The 14809-nt window shown below is 71.9% G+C and carries 15 protein-coding genes; 8 read left to right on the forward strand and 7 right to left on the reverse strand.

What is annotated here, in order from left to right; translation table 11 throughout:
• Window positions 1–78: 78 nt before the first annotated feature.
• Window positions 79–1224, forward strand: a complete 1146-nt coding sequence (locus tag CYQ11_RS19220; protein ID WP_099201512.1) for a cystathionine gamma-synthase — start codon at window positions 79–81, stop codon at window positions 1222–1224.
• 137 nt (window positions 1225–1361) lie between these two features.
• Here the strand turns inward: CYQ11_RS19220 and CYQ11_RS19225 are convergent, their stop codons facing one another.
• From CYQ11_RS19225 to CYQ11_RS19235, 3 genes are all read right to left on the reverse strand, one after another.
• Window positions 1362–1613 (reverse strand): hypothetical protein, encoded by a 252-nt coding sequence (locus CYQ11_RS19225; protein WP_099201511.1) that lies wholly within the window; start codon window positions 1611–1613, stop codon window positions 1362–1364.
• Window positions 1610–2062, reverse strand: a complete 453-nt coding sequence (locus CYQ11_RS19230; protein ID WP_099201510.1) for a sigma factor-like helix-turn-helix DNA-binding protein — start codon at window positions 2060–2062, stop codon at window positions 1610–1612. The genes CYQ11_RS19225 and CYQ11_RS19230 overlap by 4 nt, the downstream gene beginning before the upstream one ends.
• A 63-nt stretch (window positions 2063–2125) precedes the next feature.
• On the reverse strand, window positions 2126–2626 hold the full coding sequence (locus CYQ11_RS19235) for a MarR family winged helix-turn-helix transcriptional regulator (protein ID WP_181143705.1): 501 nt from the start codon (window positions 2624–2626) through the stop codon (window positions 2126–2128).
• Between the two features lie 354 nt (window positions 2627–2980).
• Here CYQ11_RS19235 and ilvA point away from each other — a divergent pair, with 354 nt between their 5' ends.
• From ilvA to CYQ11_RS19250, 3 genes are all read left to right on the forward strand, one after another.
• Window positions 2981–4144 (forward strand): threonine ammonia-lyase, encoded by a 1164-nt coding sequence (ilvA, locus tag CYQ11_RS19240; protein WP_240003616.1) that lies wholly within the window; start codon window positions 2981–2983, stop codon window positions 4142–4144.
• Window positions 4145–4298: 154 nt separating this feature from the next.
• Window positions 4299–5282 (forward strand): ATP-binding cassette domain-containing protein, encoded by a 984-nt coding sequence (locus CYQ11_RS19245; protein WP_099201507.1) that lies wholly within the window; start codon window positions 4299–4301, stop codon window positions 5280–5282.
• Window positions 5279–6139 (forward strand): ABC transporter permease, encoded by an 861-nt coding sequence (locus CYQ11_RS19250; RefSeq protein WP_099201506.1) that lies wholly within the window; start codon window positions 5279–5281, stop codon window positions 6137–6139. The genes CYQ11_RS19245 and CYQ11_RS19250 overlap by 4 nt, the downstream gene beginning before the upstream one ends.
• A 73-nt stretch (window positions 6140–6212) precedes the next feature.
• Here CYQ11_RS19250 and greA read toward each other — a convergent pair whose 3' ends face one another.
• Window positions 6213–6710 (reverse strand): transcription elongation factor GreA, encoded by a 498-nt coding sequence (greA, locus tag CYQ11_RS19255; RefSeq protein WP_099201505.1) that lies wholly within the window; start codon window positions 6708–6710, stop codon window positions 6213–6215.
• A 247-nt stretch (window positions 6711–6957) separates the two neighbouring features.
• On the reverse strand, window positions 6958–7371 hold the full coding sequence (locus CYQ11_RS19260; protein WP_099201504.1) for a DUF4307 domain-containing protein: 414 nt from the start codon (window positions 7369–7371) through the stop codon (window positions 6958–6960).
• A gap of 126 nt (window positions 7372–7497) precedes the next feature.
• Between CYQ11_RS19260 and mca the strand changes: the two genes are divergently transcribed.
• The 3 genes from mca to CYQ11_RS19275 all read left to right on the forward strand — a co-directional run bounded on the left by mca (window position 7498) and on the right by CYQ11_RS19275 (window position 10726).
• The gene (gene mca, locus CYQ11_RS19265; protein ID WP_099201503.1) at window positions 7498–8367 is read left to right on the forward strand and encodes a mycothiol conjugate amidase Mca; all 870 of its coding nucleotides are present in this window, start codon (window positions 7498–7500) and stop codon (window positions 8365–8367) included.
• A 7-nt stretch (window positions 8368–8374) separates the two neighbouring features.
• Entirely contained in the window at window positions 8375–8590 is a 216-nt protein-coding gene (locus CYQ11_RS19270) for an RAMP4 family protein (protein WP_398779811.1), read from the forward strand.
• 84 nt (window positions 8591–8674) lie between these two features.
• Window positions 8675–10726, forward strand: coding sequence for a thioredoxin domain-containing protein (locus CYQ11_RS19275; protein ID WP_099201501.1), 2052 nt, complete (start codon window positions 8675–8677; stop codon window positions 10724–10726).
• A 12-nt stretch (window positions 10727–10738) separates the two neighbouring features.
• On the opposite strand, the gene CYQ11_RS19280 is transcribed toward CYQ11_RS19275, so the two are convergent.
• Window positions 10739–11371: a TetR/AcrR family transcriptional regulator gene (locus tag CYQ11_RS19280; protein WP_099201500.1), complete on the reverse strand. Its 633-nt coding sequence runs from the start codon at window positions 11369–11371 to the stop codon at window positions 10739–10741.
• 446 nt (window positions 11372–11817) lie between these two features.
• The gene (trhA, locus tag CYQ11_RS19285; RefSeq protein WP_099201499.1) at window positions 11818–12507 is read right to left on the reverse strand and encodes a PAQR family membrane homeostasis protein TrhA; all 690 of its coding nucleotides are present in this window, start codon (window positions 12505–12507) and stop codon (window positions 11818–11820) included.
• A 265-nt stretch (window positions 12508–12772) separates the two neighbouring features.
• On the opposite strand from trhA, the gene CYQ11_RS19290 reads away from it, so the two are divergent.
• Window positions 12773–14593: a phosphoenolpyruvate carboxykinase (GTP) gene (locus CYQ11_RS19290; protein ID WP_099201498.1), complete on the forward strand. Its 1821-nt coding sequence runs from the start codon at window positions 12773–12775 to the stop codon at window positions 14591–14593.
• Window positions 14594–14809: the final 216 nt, after the last annotated feature.

Raw genomic sequence — 14809 nt, forward strand, 5'->3', positions numbered from 1 at the left:
GGACAGCGGCGGAATCGTTCATCTGCCTGTGACAAGTGAACAGGAGTGTTCCGTCGAACGGCGACTACCCTCGGGACAATGAGCGACCAGCACAGCTTCGAAACCCTCGCGATCCACGCCGGGCAGGACCCGGACCCGCTGACCGGGGCCGTCGTACCGCCCATCTACCAAGTCTCCACCTACAAGCAGGACGGCGTCGGCGGCCTGCGCGGCGGCTACGAGTACAGCCGCAGCGCCAACCCCACCCGTACCGCCCTGGAAGAGAACCTGGCGGCCCTGGAGGGCGGTGCCCGCGGCCTCGCCTTCGCGTCCGGCCTCGCCGCCGAGGACTGCCTGCTGCGCACCCTGCTGGCCCCCGGCGACCACGTCGTCATCCCGAACGACGCCTACGGCGGCACCTTCCGGCTCTTCGCCAAGGTCGTGGCGCGCTGGGGCGTGGAGTGGTCGGTCGCCGACACCTCCGACCCGGCCGCGGTCCGCGCGGCGATCCGTCCGCAGACCAAGGCGATCTGGGTCGAGACGCCGTCCAACCCGCTGCTCGGCATCACCGACATCGCCGCCCTCGCCGGCATCGCCCACGAGGCCGGCGTGAAGCTGGTCGTGGACAACACCTTCGCCAGCCCCTACCTCCAGCAGCCGCTGGCGCTGGGCGCCGACGTCGTCGTGCACTCCACCACCAAGTACATGGGCGGTCACTCCGACGTCGTCGGCGGCGCGCTCGTGACGGCGGACGCCGGCCTCGCCGAGGAACTGGCCTTCCACCAGAACGCGATGGGTGCCATCGCCGGCCCCTTCGACTCCTGGCTGACCCTGCGCGGCATCAAGACCCTCGCCGTGCGCATGGACCGGCACAGCGCCAACGCCGAGCGCATCGCCGAGCTGCTGGTCGCGCACCCGAAGGTGACCCAGGTCTTCTACCCCGGCCTGCCCGGCCACGCCCTGCACGAGGTCGCGGCGAAGCAGATGCGCGCCTTCGGCGGCATGGTCTCCTTCCGGGTCGAGGGCGGTGAGGAGGCGGCGGTCGAGCTCTGCAACCGCACCGAGCTGTTCACCCTGGGCGAGTCCCTGGGCGGCGTGGAGTCGCTCATCGAGCACCCGGGCCGGATGACGCACGCCTCCGTGGCCGGTTCGGCGCTGGAGGTCCCCGCGGACCTGGTGCGCCTGTCGGTCGGCATCGAGTCGGCGGACGACCTGATCGCCGACCTGACCCAGGCACTGGGCTGACGGCTGACCGGTACGGGCAGCGGGCCGGCCCGCGAGGGCACCGGGCCGGCCTGTGGAGCACCGAGCCGGGCCCCGGCGCCGTGTCCGGCGCCCGGGGCCACCGTGGGAGCCGGCCGTCCCCCCGCTGCGGGATCGTTTCACCACCCCCGCAGCGGTGGCGTGCGCTCGGCCGGCCGGGCTGCCCACGGCTCCGCGACGGCGGCCCACACGCAGAACGCCACCACCACCGCCACCAGCAGCGCCCACCCCACGGCCCGTACGGCCCGGCGGCGGCGCAGCAGACGGCGGCCCTCCTCGGCGGCCCGCCGGACCACGTCCGGCGGGAGCGCCGGATGACGGCCCTCCAGCATCCGGCGGACCTCGTCCTCCTTGCGGTCGTGGCCGCTCATGGCACCGGCGGCGTACGCCGCCCGCGCATCGTTGCCACCGCCCGCGCGCAGACGGCCCGTACGCGCTCCTCCGACAGGCCCAGCGCCGCTGCCGCCTGCTCCTCGGCCACGCCCTCGTGGAGCCGCAGCACGAGCACCAGACGTTCCTGGGGCGTGAGCCGGTCCAGCAGCCCGCCGCGGGCGCGGCGATGGCGCCGCGCGGTGCGTGCGTAGCGGGCCGCGAGCTCCTGACGGGCCAGGTCGTAGGGGTCCTCGCCGCGCAGGCGGTCCCACGCGGCGTACGTCCGCGCCAGTGCGGCGGTCAGCAGGCGCTCGGCGGCCTCGGGCCGTCCGGCGGGCTCACCGGTCAGCAGCAGCGCGGCGTGCAGGAGCCGGCCGCCCGCGCCCGCGGCGAACGCCTCGAACTCCCGGGCGCGCACCCGCTCGCGCTCCGCCCGCCGCTCGCGCACCGCCCCCTCCGTTCCCCCTGCGGGACAAGGCGGTTCCAGGACAAGGCAGCCGGGCGGGCCGGGTCAAGAGGTCGGCGGCACCTGGGGCAGCGCGGTGTGGATGCCGGAGAGGGCGGCGTTGAAGCGGGTGAGCAGGGCGCAGAAGGCGTCGCGGTCGTCCTCCGACCAGCCGGCCGTGCACAGCGCCATGAGCTCGCGCCGGGAGGCGCGCACCTCCTCCAGGCGGGCCTTGCCGCGCGGCGAGAGCTGCAGGACGACGGCGCGGCCGTCCTCCGGGTGCGAGGTGCGCTTGACCAGGCCGGTGTCGACCAGGGGCGCCACCTGGCGGGTGACGGTCGAGGAGTCGATTCCCATGCCCGCGGCGAGGGCCTTGACCCCCATCGGGCCTTCCTGGTCGAGGCGGTTGAGCAGGAGGTAGGCGGCGCGGTCCATGGAGTTGTGGACCCGGCCGACGCCGCCGAGCCGGGTCTGCTCGGCGCGGCGGGCGAAGACGGCCACCTGGTGCTGGAGGGCGTCGAGGACACCGGGGGCGAGGTCGGTCGTCATGTCCTGAGAGGTGGGCATGGCCTGGGGCTCACTTCGGTACGGCGGGCAGGGAGACGGGCTGGAATTGCTGAGAATGGGGGACAGAGTACGCGGCTCGGCCCCCGCTCGTACCGGGGCTTCGCAAACCGGTCGGTATGCGGGGGTGGCAGGGGGTCTCAGGGGGTCCCGCGCGACGCCCCGCCCGGTGGCTGCCGGGGGCACGCCCGGCGGCGTGCCCGCCCGGTCCGGGGGCCGGGCAGCATACTGGGCACCATGGCTGCGCGAGTTGGTGACGAGGACGTCCCCGGAACGTCCCCCCTGCCCCCGATACCTCCCCTGTCCCCGGCGGCTTCGGCCCCGGTCACGCTCGACGACGTGCGCGAGGCACAGAAGATGCTCTCGGGGGTGGCCCGGACGACCGTCATGGAGAGCAGCCGCACCCTGTCCGCGCTGGCCGGCACCCCCGTCCACCTCAAGTGCGAGAACCTCCAGCGCACCGGGTCCTTCAAGGTGCGCGGCGCCTACGTGCGCATCGCGGGGCTGACGGAGGCCGAGCGCGCGGCGGGCGTCGTCGCCGCCAGCGCCGGCAACCACGCGCAGGGCGTGGCGCTGGCCGCGTCTTTGCTGGGCGTGCGGTCCACGGTGTTCATGCCCGAGGGCGCGCCGCTGCCGAAGGTCGCGGCCACCCGTGAGTACGGGGCCGAAGTGCGGCTGCACGGCGAGGTCGTGGACGAGACGCTGCGCGCCGCGAAGGACTGGGCCGAGCGGACGGGCGCCGTCTTCATCCACCCCTTCGACCACCCGGACATCATCGCCGGCCAGGGCACGGTGGGCCTGGAGATCCTGGAGCAGTGCCCCGAGGTGCGCACCATCGTGGTGGGCATCGGCGGCGGTGGGCTGGCGGCCGGCATCGCGGTGGCGGTCAAGGCGCTGCGGCCGGACGTGCGGATCGTGGGCGTGCAGGCGGCCGGTGCCGCCGCGTACCCGCCCTCGCTGCGGGCGGGGCACCCGGTGTCGATCCCGGCGCCGGCGACGATGGCGGACGGCATCAAGGTGGGCCGCCCCGGCGACGTGCCGTTCCGCATCATCGGCGACCTGGTCGACGAGGTCCGTACGGTCTCCGAGGACGAGCTCTCCAGCGCGCTGCTGCTGTGCCTGGAGCGGGCGAAGCTGGTCGTCGAACCCGCCGGGGCGAGCCCCGTGGCGGCGCTGCTGGCCGCCCCCGGCTCGTTCGAGGGGCCGGTCGTGGCGGTGCTGTCGGGCGGCAACGTGGACCCGCTGCTGATGCAGCGCGTGCTGCGGCACGGCATGGCGGCCGCGGGTCGCTACCTCTCCCTGCGGCTGCGGCTGACGGACCGTCCGGGCGCGCTGGCGGCGCTCCTGGAGGTGCTGTCGGCGGTCGACGCCAACGTGCTGGACATCAGCCACGTCCGCACCGACCCCCGGCTCGGGCTCACCGAGGCGGAGGTGGAGCTGCACCTGGAGACGATGGGGCCGGAGCACTGTGCGGAGGTGGGGGCGGCGCTGCGGGAGGCTGGTTATCTGGTGATGCCGTGAGGGGATGACGGCGGCGGAGCCGAATGCGGCTCCGGGAGATGCCGCTGGCCACCGGAGAATCGAGGCCCATATCCGGTGGCTTTCATTCACGGGGCGGGATGTCCCCGGTGAACGTAAAATCGTGTATTACGTCACCTCAATGGGGAGAACATCCATGCCAGGCGCTATATACGCCGAAGGCCTGGTCAAGACCTTCGGCGACGTCACGGCTCTGGACGGCGTTGATCTCGACGTTCCGGAAGGAACCGTTCTAGGACTTCTCGGCCCCAACGGAGCGGGCAAGACCACCGCCGTGCGGGTGCTCACCACCCTCATCAAGCCCGACCGCGGCAGAGCCGTGGTCGCGGGCATCGACGTACTGAAAAAACCCAACGAAGTCCGCCACGCCATCGGCCTGTCGGGGCAATTCGCCGCGGTGGACGAATACCTGACGGGCCGTGAGAACCTGCGCATGGTCGGCCGGCTCTACCAGATGGGCGCGCGCGAGGCGAAGGCGCGGGCGGCCGAGCTGCTGGAGCGCTTCCACCTCGCCGACGCCGCGGACCGCCCCGCCAAGACCTACTCCGGCGGCATGCGCCGGCGCCTCGACCTCGCCGCCGCCCTGGTCGTCAGCCCACCCGTGATGTTCATGGACGAGCCCACCACGGGTCTGGACCCCCGCAACCGCCAGCAGCTGTGGGAGGTCATCCAGGAGCTGGTCGCGGGCGGGACGACCCTGCTGCTCACCACCCAGTACCTGGAGGAGGCCGATCACCTCGCCCACGACATCTGCGTGATCGACCACGGCAGGGTCATCGCCCGCGGCACCTCCGACCAGCTCAAGGCGCGCACCGGCGGGGAGCGCGTCGAGCTCGTCGTGCACGAGCGCGAGCGCATCCCCGACGCGGTCGAGGTCGTGCGGGCGTTCGGCAAGGGCGAGACCACCGTCGAACAGCACACCCGCAAGGTCGTGGTGCCGGTCTCCGGCGGTGCCAGGCTGCTCGCCGAGGTCATCCGGGAACTCGACGTCCGCGGCATCGAGATCGACGACATCGGGCTGCGCCGCCCGACGCTGGACGACGTGTTCATCTCGCTCACCGGGCACGTCGCCGAGGCCGCGGCCGTGGGGGGCGAGGAGAGGGAAGGAGCCCTGTCATGACCGCGGTCGGCGACGGCCTGTCCCGGCGTCCCGTGCCGCGCGCACGCGGCGGCGCCGTCCAGTCCGTGCGGGACTCCCTGGTGGTGGCCCAGCGCAACCTGATCCGCATGATGCGCATCCCCGAGGTGGTGATCTTCGGGTTGGTGCAGCCGATCATGTTCGTGGTGCTGTTCAGCTACGTCTTCGGCGGCTCGATCGCCGTGGGCGGCAGCACGGACCCGAGCACGTACCGGCAGTTCCTGATGGCCGGCATCTTCGCGCAGACCGTCACCTTCGCCACGGCCGGCGCGGGCGCGGGCATCGCCGACGACATGCACAAGGGCCTGATCGACCGCTTCCGCTCCCTGCCCATGGCGCGCGGGGCGGTCTTGACCGGCCGCACCCTCGCGGACCTGGTACAGACCGCGTTGACGCTGGTGGTGCTGGCGATCGTCGCCGTGATCGTCGGCTGGCGGGTGCACAACGGCATCCCGAAGGCCCTGGCCGGCTTCGCCCTGCTGCTCCTGCTGGGCTACGCCTTCTCGTGGATCGGCGCCCTGATCGGGCTGTCGGTGCGCACACCGGAGGCGGCCACCTCGGGCGGCCTGATCTGGCTCTTCCCGCTGACCTTCATCTCCAACGCGTTCGTGCCCGCCGACAACATGCCCACGGTCCTGCGCCACATCGCCGAGTGGAACCCCTTCAGCGCCACGGTGCAGGCGGCCCGGCAGCTCTTCGGCAACCTGCCGCCGGGTTATCCGGTGCCGTCGGCGTGGCCCATGCAGCACCCGGTGTGGGCGTCGCTGATCTGGTCCGTGGTGATCGTCTTGGTGTTCCGGTCGCTGTCGGTGCGCAAGTACCGCTCGGCGACGGCCTGAGCCCCTGACGTGCGAGAGCCCCGGACCGATGCGGTCCGGGGCTCAGGCGTGCGCTGCGGCGCGTCGACGGGCGTCAGCCGGTGTAGGGCTTGGCGTCCAGGATGCGCACCTTGGCCTTGCGGCCGTTGGGCAGCTCGTACTCGGCGTCCTCGCCGATCTTCTTGCCGTTGACACCGGAGCCCAGCGGGGACTGGGGGGAGTACGTCTCGATGTCCGAGCTGGCGTACTCGCGTGAGGCGAGCAGGAAGCCGAGCGTGTCGTCCGGGTCGCCGTCGAAGGCGATGGTGACGACCATGCCCGGGGCGACCACGCCGTCGGCGGCGGGAGCCTCGCCGACCTTGGCGGACTCCAGCAGCTGCGTCAGCTGGCGCACGCGGAGCTCCTGCTTGCCCTGCTCCTCCTTGGCCGCGTGGTAACCGCCGTTCTCTCGCAGGTCACCTTCCTCGCGGGCCGCCGCGATCTTCGCCGCGATCTCGGTGCGAGCGGGACCAGACAGGTACTCCAGCTCGGCCTTGAGCTGGTCGTACGCCTCCTGAGTCAGCCAGGTGACGTTGTCGCTGGTCTGGGTCACAGGTGCTCCTCGTCGGTACTGGGGGAATGCTGGGGATACATCGCGATAACAAATGAACGCCCTACTGAGAAGGGTGCACCTTCCAAGCGGGGCGAAACCACGAGCCTAACAATTACGTCCGTAAAGGGGGAAGAAGTAAAGGGTGGAAACCACGTAAGTTCCGCGTCAGTGCAGGTCACAGTGGTGTGACGACTGCGTCAGGACGCGCCCGCGGCCTGCCGGGCCCCCTCGCGGAGCCCTTCCCGTCTCAGTGGCCGGACGGGGCGTCGCGGCAGCCCTCCAGCTCCGTGGCGAACGCCCTGGCGGTCGTGCGAAGCGTGACCAGCTCGGTGAAATGGCTCTCACGGCGGTCGAGGGTGACGTCCTTGCGGGCCACCTCGGAGCCGTCCTCACCCAGCGAGCGCAGCGTGCACACGCCGACCGAATCCTTGCTCTTGCGGATCTCCAGCACCACCTGGACCGTGTCGTCCGACATCGTCTTGCGACGCACCAGCTCGGCGGAGATGTCCGACTTGGTGATGTAATGCACACCCGCCCAGCCGACGAAGCCGAGCAGCACGGCGAGCAGCACCCCGCCGACGATCTTCAGCTTGCGGTCGGCCCGCTCGTCCGCCGAGCGGCCGTAGCGGCCTTCGGGCAGCGTCTGCGGCTCCGCAGCCATGGTCGTTCCTCCTGCTCGGGCCGGGGGCGGCCGGTCGGGTTCCGCTTTCGGGACACGGAATGAATCGGCGCCCGCTTCGGTCACTATAGGAGTCGTCTGACATGACCAGTGACTGAGGATCGAGCCTTGACTGAGCAGCTGCGAATGATGGCCGTTCACGCCCACCCCGACGATGAGTCGAGCAAGGGCGCGGCCACGATGGCCAAGTACGTGTCCGAGGGGGTGGACGTGCTGGTCGCCACCTGCACGGGTGGTGAGCGTGGCTCCATCCTCAACCCCAAGCTCCAGGGTGACCCCTACATCGAGGAGCACATCCACGAGGTCCGCGCCAAGGAGATGGCCGAGGCCCGCGACATCCTGGGCGTCAAGCAGGAGTGGCTGGGCTTCGTCGACTCCGGCCTGCCCGAGGGCGACCCGCTGCCGCCGCTGCCGGACGGCTGCTTCGCGCTCCAGGACGTGGACGAGGCGGCGGGGGAGCTGGTGAAGCTGATCCGCGAGTTCCGGCCGCACGTGATCACCACGTACGACGAGAACGGCGGCTACCCCCACCCGGACCACATCATGACCCACAAGGTCTCGATGGTGGCCTTCGAGGCCGCCGGCGACCCGGAGCGCTACCCCGACGCCGGCGAGCCCTGGCAGCCCCTGAAGCTCTACTACAACCAGGGCTTCAACCGCCCGCGCACCCAGGCGCTGCACGAGGCCCTGCTGGAGCGCGGCATGGAGTCCCCGTACGGGGAGTGGCTGGAGCGCTGGCACACCATGGGCCGCGAGCGCACCCTGACCACCTATGTGCCCTGCGGTGAATTCTTCGAGATCCGCGACAAGGCGCTGATCGCCCACGCCACCCAGATCGACCCCGACGGCGGCTGGTTCCGGGTGCCGCTGGACCTCCAGCGCGAGGTCTGGCCCACCGAGGAGTACGAGCTGGCGAAGTCCCTCGTCGACACTTCCCTCCCCGAGGACGACCTCTTCGCGGGCATCCGCAACAATTGACCCCATGATGAGCGCGTCCGCTACCCTCGCCGCCCTGCCGCTCGCCGCCGCTGACCTGGACAAGGACAAGGTCACTCCCGGCGTGCTCGGCTTCATCGTCTTCGCCGTGATCGGCGGAGCCGTCTGGCTGCTCATGAAGAGCATGAACAAGCACATGAAGCGCGTGGACTTCGTGGAGGCCCCGGAGCCGGGCGCCCCCGGCGAGGGCGCGGCCGACAAGTAACCGCACCAGGGGGCTCGCCCCCCACTTCGGGCAAGGGGCGGGTCAGGGGCTCGTCCCGGCGCCGCCGTGGTGAAGGATGGGCCCATGCCCAACCGCCTGGCCCACGAGACGTCCCCCTATCTCCTCCAGCACGCCGACAACCCCGTCGACTGGTGGCCGTGGGTCCCCGCCGCCTTCGACGAGGCGCGGCGGCGGGGTGTGCCCGTGCTGCTCAGCGTGGGCTACTCCAGCTGTCACTGGTGTCACGTGATGGCGCACGAGTCCTTCGAGGACGCGCCGACCGCCGCCTACCTCAACGAGCACTTCGTCGCGGTCAAGGTCGACCGCGAGGAGCGGCCCGACATCGACGCGGTCTACATGGAAGCCGTCCAGGCCGCCACCGGCCAGGGCGGCTGGCCCATGACCGTCTTCCTCACGCCCGACGCCGAGCCCTTCTACTTCGGCACCTATTTCCCGCCCGAGCCCCGGCACGGCATGCCCTCCTTCCGGCAGGTGCTGGAGGGGGTCGGCGCCGCCTGGAACGACCGGCGCGACGAGGTGGGCCAGGTCGCCCGGCGCATCGTGCGGGACCTGTCCGAGCGCACCCTCGCCGTCGACACCACCCGGGCGCCGGGCGCGGAGGACCTGCACGCCGCGCTCCTGGGCCTGACCCGCGACTTCGACGCGGTGCGGGGCGGCTTCGGCGGGGCGCCCAAGTTCCCGCCGGCCATGACGGTGGAGTTCCTGCTGCGCCACCACGTGCGCACCGGCTCGGAGGCCGCCCTGGAGATGGCGTCCGCCACCTGCGAGGCCATGGCGCGGGGCGGCATCTACGACCAGCTCGGCGGCGGCTTCGCCCGCTACTCGGTGGACGCCTCCTGGGTGGTGCCGCACTTCGAGAAGATGCTCTACGACAACGCCCTGCTGTGCCGGGCCTACGCCCACCTGTGGCGGGCCACCGGCTCGGAGCTCGCCCGCCGGGTGGCCCTGGAGACCGCCGACTTCATGGTGCGCGAACTGCGCACGGCGCAGGGCGGCTTCGCCTCCGCGCTGGACGCCGACAGCGACGACGGCAGCGGCCGGCACGTCGAGGGCGCCCACTACGTCTGGACGCCCGCTCAGCTGCGCGAGGTGCTGGGCGAGGAGGACGCGCTGCTGGCGGCCGAGTACTTCGGCGTCACCCAGGAGGGGACCTTCGAGGAGGGCGCCTCCGTGCTGCGGCTGCCGGACACCGACCGGCTGTGGGACGCGGCCAAGCTCGCCTCCGTACGGGCGCGGCTGCTGGCGGCGCGCGACCGGCGGCCGCGCCCGGGCCGGGACGACAAGGTGGTGGCGGCCTGGAACGGGCTGGCCGTGGCCGCGCTGGCCGAGACGGGTGCCTTCTTCGACCGTCCGGACCTGGTGCAGGCCGCCACGGACGCCGCCGACCTGATCGTCCGCACCCACATGGACTGGCACGCGCGGCTCTTCCGCACCTCGCTGGACGGCGTGGCGGGCGATCACGCGGGCGTGCTGGAGGACTACGCGGACGTCGCGGAGGGCTTCCTCGCCCTGTCGTCGGTCACCGGGGAGGGGGTCTGGGTCGACTTCGCGGGGCTGCTGCTGGACACCGTGCTGGTCCACTTCACCGCGCCCGACGGGGCGCTGTACGACACCGCGGACGACGCCGAGCCCCTCATCCGCCGGCCCCAGGACCCCACCGACAACGCCGCCCCCTCCGGCTGGACGGCCGCCGCGGGCGCCCTCCTCGCGTACGCCGCCCGCACCGGCAGCGGTGCGCACCGGGAGGCCGCCGAGAAGGCGCTGGGCGTCGTGCGGACGCTGGGACCGAAGGCGCCGCGCTTCGTCAGCTGGGGGCTGGCGGTGGCCGAGGCGCTGCTGGACGGGCCGCGCGAGGTCGCGGTCGTGGGGCCCGGTGACCACCCCGCCACCCGCGAGCTGCACCGCACGGCCCTGCTGTCCACCGCGCCCGGGCTGGCCGTCGCCGTGGGCGACCCGGGATCCGAGGAGGTGCCGCTGCTGTCCGGCCGGACGCTGCTCGACGGCCGTCCGGCCGCCTATGTCTGCCGGCACTTCACCTGCGACGCCCCGACGGCCGACCCGGAGGTCCTCGCCGCGCGGCTGGGCGGCTCCGGTTCCGGCGGCCCGGTCGGCTGACGGCCGGGGAGGTCAGAGGGTCAGGCCGCGGCCCAGCACGTCCAGGGTGCGGTCGATGAGGGCGACGACGTCCTCGGTCTGGCCCTGCTCGACCCAGTACATCATCGCCTCCTGCATCGAGGCGAGGACCGCGGTGATGACGATGCGCAGTTCGAGGTCGTCGGCGTCGCGGCCGGTGCGCTCGGCCAGGACCTTGCAGAGCATGCGGGCGGACTCGCCCATGCCCTCGGCCGACCGGCCGCGCAGCGCGGGCACGTCGCGGACGAGCCGGGTGCGCTCGCGCAGCTCGACGAGGTCGTGCTCGATGATCTGCCGCATCGAGTCGAGGACGCCCTGCCGGATGGCCTCGACCGGCGACTCCTGCGCGGGGCGGGCACGGATCGCGGCTTCCAGCACCGGGTCGTACTCGTCCGTGAGCACGATGTCCTCCTTGGTGGGGAAGTAGCGGAAGACGGTGCTGGGGGAGACGTCGGCGGCCTCGGCGATCCGGTCGACGGAGGTGCTGTCGTAGCCGTGCTCCGCGAAGAGCCGGTAGGCGGCGCGGCGGATCGCCTGACGGGTCTGGATCTTCTTCCGCTCGCGCAGCCCGAGTCTGGAACCGGGCTGTGCGGTGGGGGACGTCTGTGCTGAGGCCATGGTCAACATTGTCGGGCATCGGCCTTTTCGCCCACCACCTCCTGGTCGGCGGTCGCTCCCCCGCCGAGCACCGCACGGGTGGGGGACGGGACGGGTGCCCACGGGCGCATCTCCGAGGACATCACTGTCACATGACAGCAACCCCCGGAAATGATGGGGTATCAGATGTGGGGGCCGGGGGTTCCTTAACGGGGTGCTGATTGTCAGTGGGGTGTGTGACCCTGTGTGCAGGGCAGGGGACCGGTCAGTGAGATCGGAAGGGGTGGGTCATGACCGTCATGGCTGTGTTGCTGGCCGCGGTGATGTGCGTGGGCGGGTACGTCCTCGCGGGGGAGGCGGCCGTGGTCGCCCTGGTGCTGGCGGCCGTCGGCTCGCTGGCATGGCGAGTGGCCGTGGCCTCCAGGCCACGGCCACTGCGTGGGGGCGCCCGCCGGCGCTCCCCGGGCGATGCCGCGTCAGGCGTGCGAATAGGCCACCAGCGAGATGCCCACGTAGTGCGCGATGAAGGCGGCCAGCGTGAAGGAGTGGAACACCTCATGGAAGCCGAACCACCGCGGTGACGGGTTGGGGCGCTTGACCCCGTAGATCACGCCGCCCGCGCTGTAGAGCAGGCCACCGACGATCACCAGGACCAGGACGGCGATTCCGCCCCTGTGCAGGAAGTCCGGCAGGAAGAAGACGGCGGCCCAGCCCATGGCGATGTAGCAGGGGAGGTAGAGCCAGCGCGGCGCGCCGACCCAGAAGACCCGGAAGGCGATGCCGGCCGTGGCGGCCGCCCAGACCGCCCACAGCAGCGCCTGCCCCCTGCCGCCGGGGACCAGCAGCATGGTCAGCGGGGTGTACGTGCCCGCGATGATCAGGAAGATGTTCGCGTGGTCCAGCCGGCGCAGCACGGCCGTCGTCCGGGGGCTCCAGTCCCCGCGGTGGTAGAGCGCGCTGATGCCGAAGAGCAGGCAGGCGGTCAGGACGTAGACCGCGCAGGCGATCCGCCCGCGGGTGCTGTCGGCCAGGGCTGTGAGGAAGACGCCGGCGATCAGCACGGCGGGGAACATCCCCGCGTGCAGCCAGCCGCGCAGCCGCGGCTTGACCGGCGGCGGCGCGGGGACTGCTACGGCGTCGAGGGCTGCTGTGGGCGCAGGAGTCATGGGCGCCATGCTACCTACGGCACCGTAGGTTACGGGCTGGTATCACGTGGTGATGGTCACGGGGGTGCCCCCTGGACAGATCGGATGAGTAGTCGGATGATCAAATGAGTGCGGGCGGCACCGGATGAGCGGTCACGAAGCGTCTGGGTCGCAGCCCCCAAGGGGCATACATGTGCAGAGACGGACCTTGTGGACATAGCGGGGTCCGTTCCACCCTCAACCATCTGACGCCGGGCACAGCGGGTCCCGGCGGAACGGAGCGATCGTGGCGCGCACCAGTGCGGCTCCCACCACCCCCACCCATCACCAGGAGCTGATCTCCTGGGTCGACGAGATCGCCGCCCTCACTCAGCCGGACCAAGTGGTCTGGTGCGACGGATCCGAGGCCGAGTACGAGCGCCTGTGCGAGGAGCTCGTGGCCAAGGGCACGTTCAAGAAGCTCGACCCGGTCAAGCGCCCCAACTCCTACTACGCCGCCTCCGACCCCACCGACGTGGCGCGCGTCGAGGACCGCACCTTCATCTGTTCCGAGAAGGAGGAGGACGCCGGTCCCACCAACCGCTGGAAGGCCCCCGCCGAGATGCGGGAGGTCTTCACCGGCGACAAGGGCCTCTTCCGCGGCTCCATGCGCGGCCGCACCATGTACGTCGTGCCGTTCTGCATGGGCCCCCTCGGCTCGCCGCTGTCGGCCATCGGCGTCGAGATCACCGACTCCGCCTACGTCGCGGTCTCCATGCGGACGATGACGCGCATGGGCCAGCCCGTCCTCGACGAGCTCGGCACCGACGGCTTCTTCGTCAAGGCCGTCCACACCCTCGGCGCCCCCCTGGCGAAGGGCGAGGCCGACGTGCCGTGGCCCTGCAACTCCACCAAGTACATCTCCCACTTCCCCGAGGACCGGGAGATCTGGTCCTACGGCTCCGGCTACGGCGGCAACGCCCTCCTGGGCAAGAAGTGCTACGCCCTGCGCATCGCCTCCGTCATGGCGCGCGACGAGGGCTGGCTGGCCGAGCACATGCTCATCCTCAAGCTGACCCCGCCGCAGGGCGAGGCCAAGTACGTCGCCGCCGCCTTCCCCTCCGCCTGCGGCAAGACCAACCTCGCCATGCTGGAGCCCACCGTCTCCGGCTGGACCGTGGAGACCATCGGCGACGACATCGCCTGGATGCGCTTCGGCGAGGACGGCCGCCTCTACGCCATCAACCCCGAGGCGGGCTTCTTCGGCGTCGCCCCCGGGACCGGCGAGAACACCAACGCCAACGCCATGAAGACCCTCTGGGGCAACGCCGTCTTCACCAACGTCGCCCTCACGGACGACGAGGACGTGTGGTGGGAGGGCATGACCGACGAGCAGCCCGCTCACCTGACGGACTGGAAGGGCAACGACTGGACCCCGGCCTCGGGGACCCCGGCCGCCCACCCCAACGCCCGCTTCACCGTGCCCGCCTCGCAGTGCCCGATCATCGCGCCCGAGTGGGAGGACCCCAAGGGCGTGCCGATCTCGGCGATCCTCTTCGGCGGCCGCCGCGCCTCGGCCGTGCCGCTGGTGACCGAGTCCTTCACCTGGCAGCACGGCGTCTTCCTCGGTGCCAACGTCGCCTCCGAGAAGACCGCCGCCGCCGAGGGCAAGGTCGGCGAGCTGCGCCGCGACCCGTTCGCCATGCTGCCGTTCTGCGGCTACAACATGGGCGACTACATGGGCCACTGGGTCAAGGTGGGGCAGGACAAGGACCAGTCCAAGCTGCCGAAGATCTACTACGTCAACTGGTTCCGCAAGGACGCCGACGGCCGTTTCGTCTGGCCGGGGTTCGGCGAGAACAGCCGCGTCCTGAAGTGGATCGTCGAGCGCCTCGACGGCAAGGCGGAGGGCGTCGAGACGCCCATCGGCGTCCTGCCGACGAAGCAGGCTCTCGACCTCGACGGCCTCGACCTCGCCGACGCCGACCTCGACCTGCTGCTCACGGTCGACAAGGACGTCTGGCGCGAGGAGGCGGCGCTCGTGCCCGAGCACCTCAACACCTTCGGCGACCACACCCCGAAGGAGCTGTGGGACGAGTACCGCGCGCTCGTCCAGCGCCTGGGCTGAGCCCCGCCGGCGGGTGACGGCGCCCGAGGACCCGGCCCGGACGAGATCCGGACCGGGCCCTCGGGCCGTCCTCGTGCTCAGCGGTCCGGACGGGCCGGGTACCCGGCGGTCGCCGCCCGTACAGCGCGTCGGTCCGGGCTCGGTGAAGAGGGCCCGCCGCCCAGGCCGCGGTCCCTCACGAGCCCGGCTTTCGCCCGCCGGGCTCCCTGGCGCGCG

It is taken from the genome of Streptomyces cinnamoneus, assembly GCF_002939475.1.
GTDB classification, from domain to species: domain Bacteria; phylum Actinomycetota; class Actinomycetes; order Streptomycetales; family Streptomycetaceae; genus Streptomyces; species Streptomyces cinnamoneus_A.

Bases quoted from the DNA above. Each gene is read 5' to 3' on its own strand.
- CYQ11_RS19220 (WP_099201512.1), top strand. From the start codon at position 79: ATGAGCGACCAGCACAGCTTCGAAACCCTCGCGATCCACGCCGGGCAG.
- CYQ11_RS19225 (WP_099201511.1), bottom strand. From the start codon at position 1,613: ATGAGCGGCCACGACCGCAAGGAGGACGAGGTCCGCCGGATGCTGGAG.
- CYQ11_RS19235 (WP_181143705.1), bottom strand. From the start codon at position 2,626: ATGCCCACCTCTCAGGACATGACGACCGACCTCGCCCCCGGTGTCCTC.
- ilvA (WP_240003616.1), top strand. From the start codon at position 2,981: ATGCTCTCGGGGGTGGCCCGGACGACCGTCATGGAGAGCAGCCGCACC.
- CYQ11_RS19245 (WP_099201507.1), top strand. From the start codon at position 4,299: ATGCCAGGCGCTATATACGCCGAAGGCCTGGTCAAGACCTTCGGCGAC.
- CYQ11_RS19250 (WP_099201506.1), top strand. From the start codon at position 5,279: ATGACCGCGGTCGGCGACGGCCTGTCCCGGCGTCCCGTGCCGCGCGCA.
- CYQ11_RS19260 (WP_099201504.1), bottom strand. From the start codon at position 7,371: ATGGCTGCGGAGCCGCAGACGCTGCCCGAAGGCCGCTACGGCCGCTCG.
- CYQ11_RS19270 (WP_398779811.1), top strand. From the start codon at position 8,375: ATGAGCGCGTCCGCTACCCTCGCCGCCCTGCCGCTCGCCGCCGCTGAC.
- CYQ11_RS19275 (WP_099201501.1), top strand. From the start codon at position 8,675: ATGCCCAACCGCCTGGCCCACGAGACGTCCCCCTATCTCCTCCAGCAC.
- CYQ11_RS19280 (WP_099201500.1), bottom strand. From the start codon at position 11,371: ATGTTGACCATGGCCTCAGCACAGACGTCCCCCACCGCACAGCCCGGT.
- trhA (WP_099201499.1), bottom strand. From the start codon at position 12,507: ATGACTCCTGCGCCCACAGCAGCCCTCGACGCCGTAGCAGTCCCCGCG.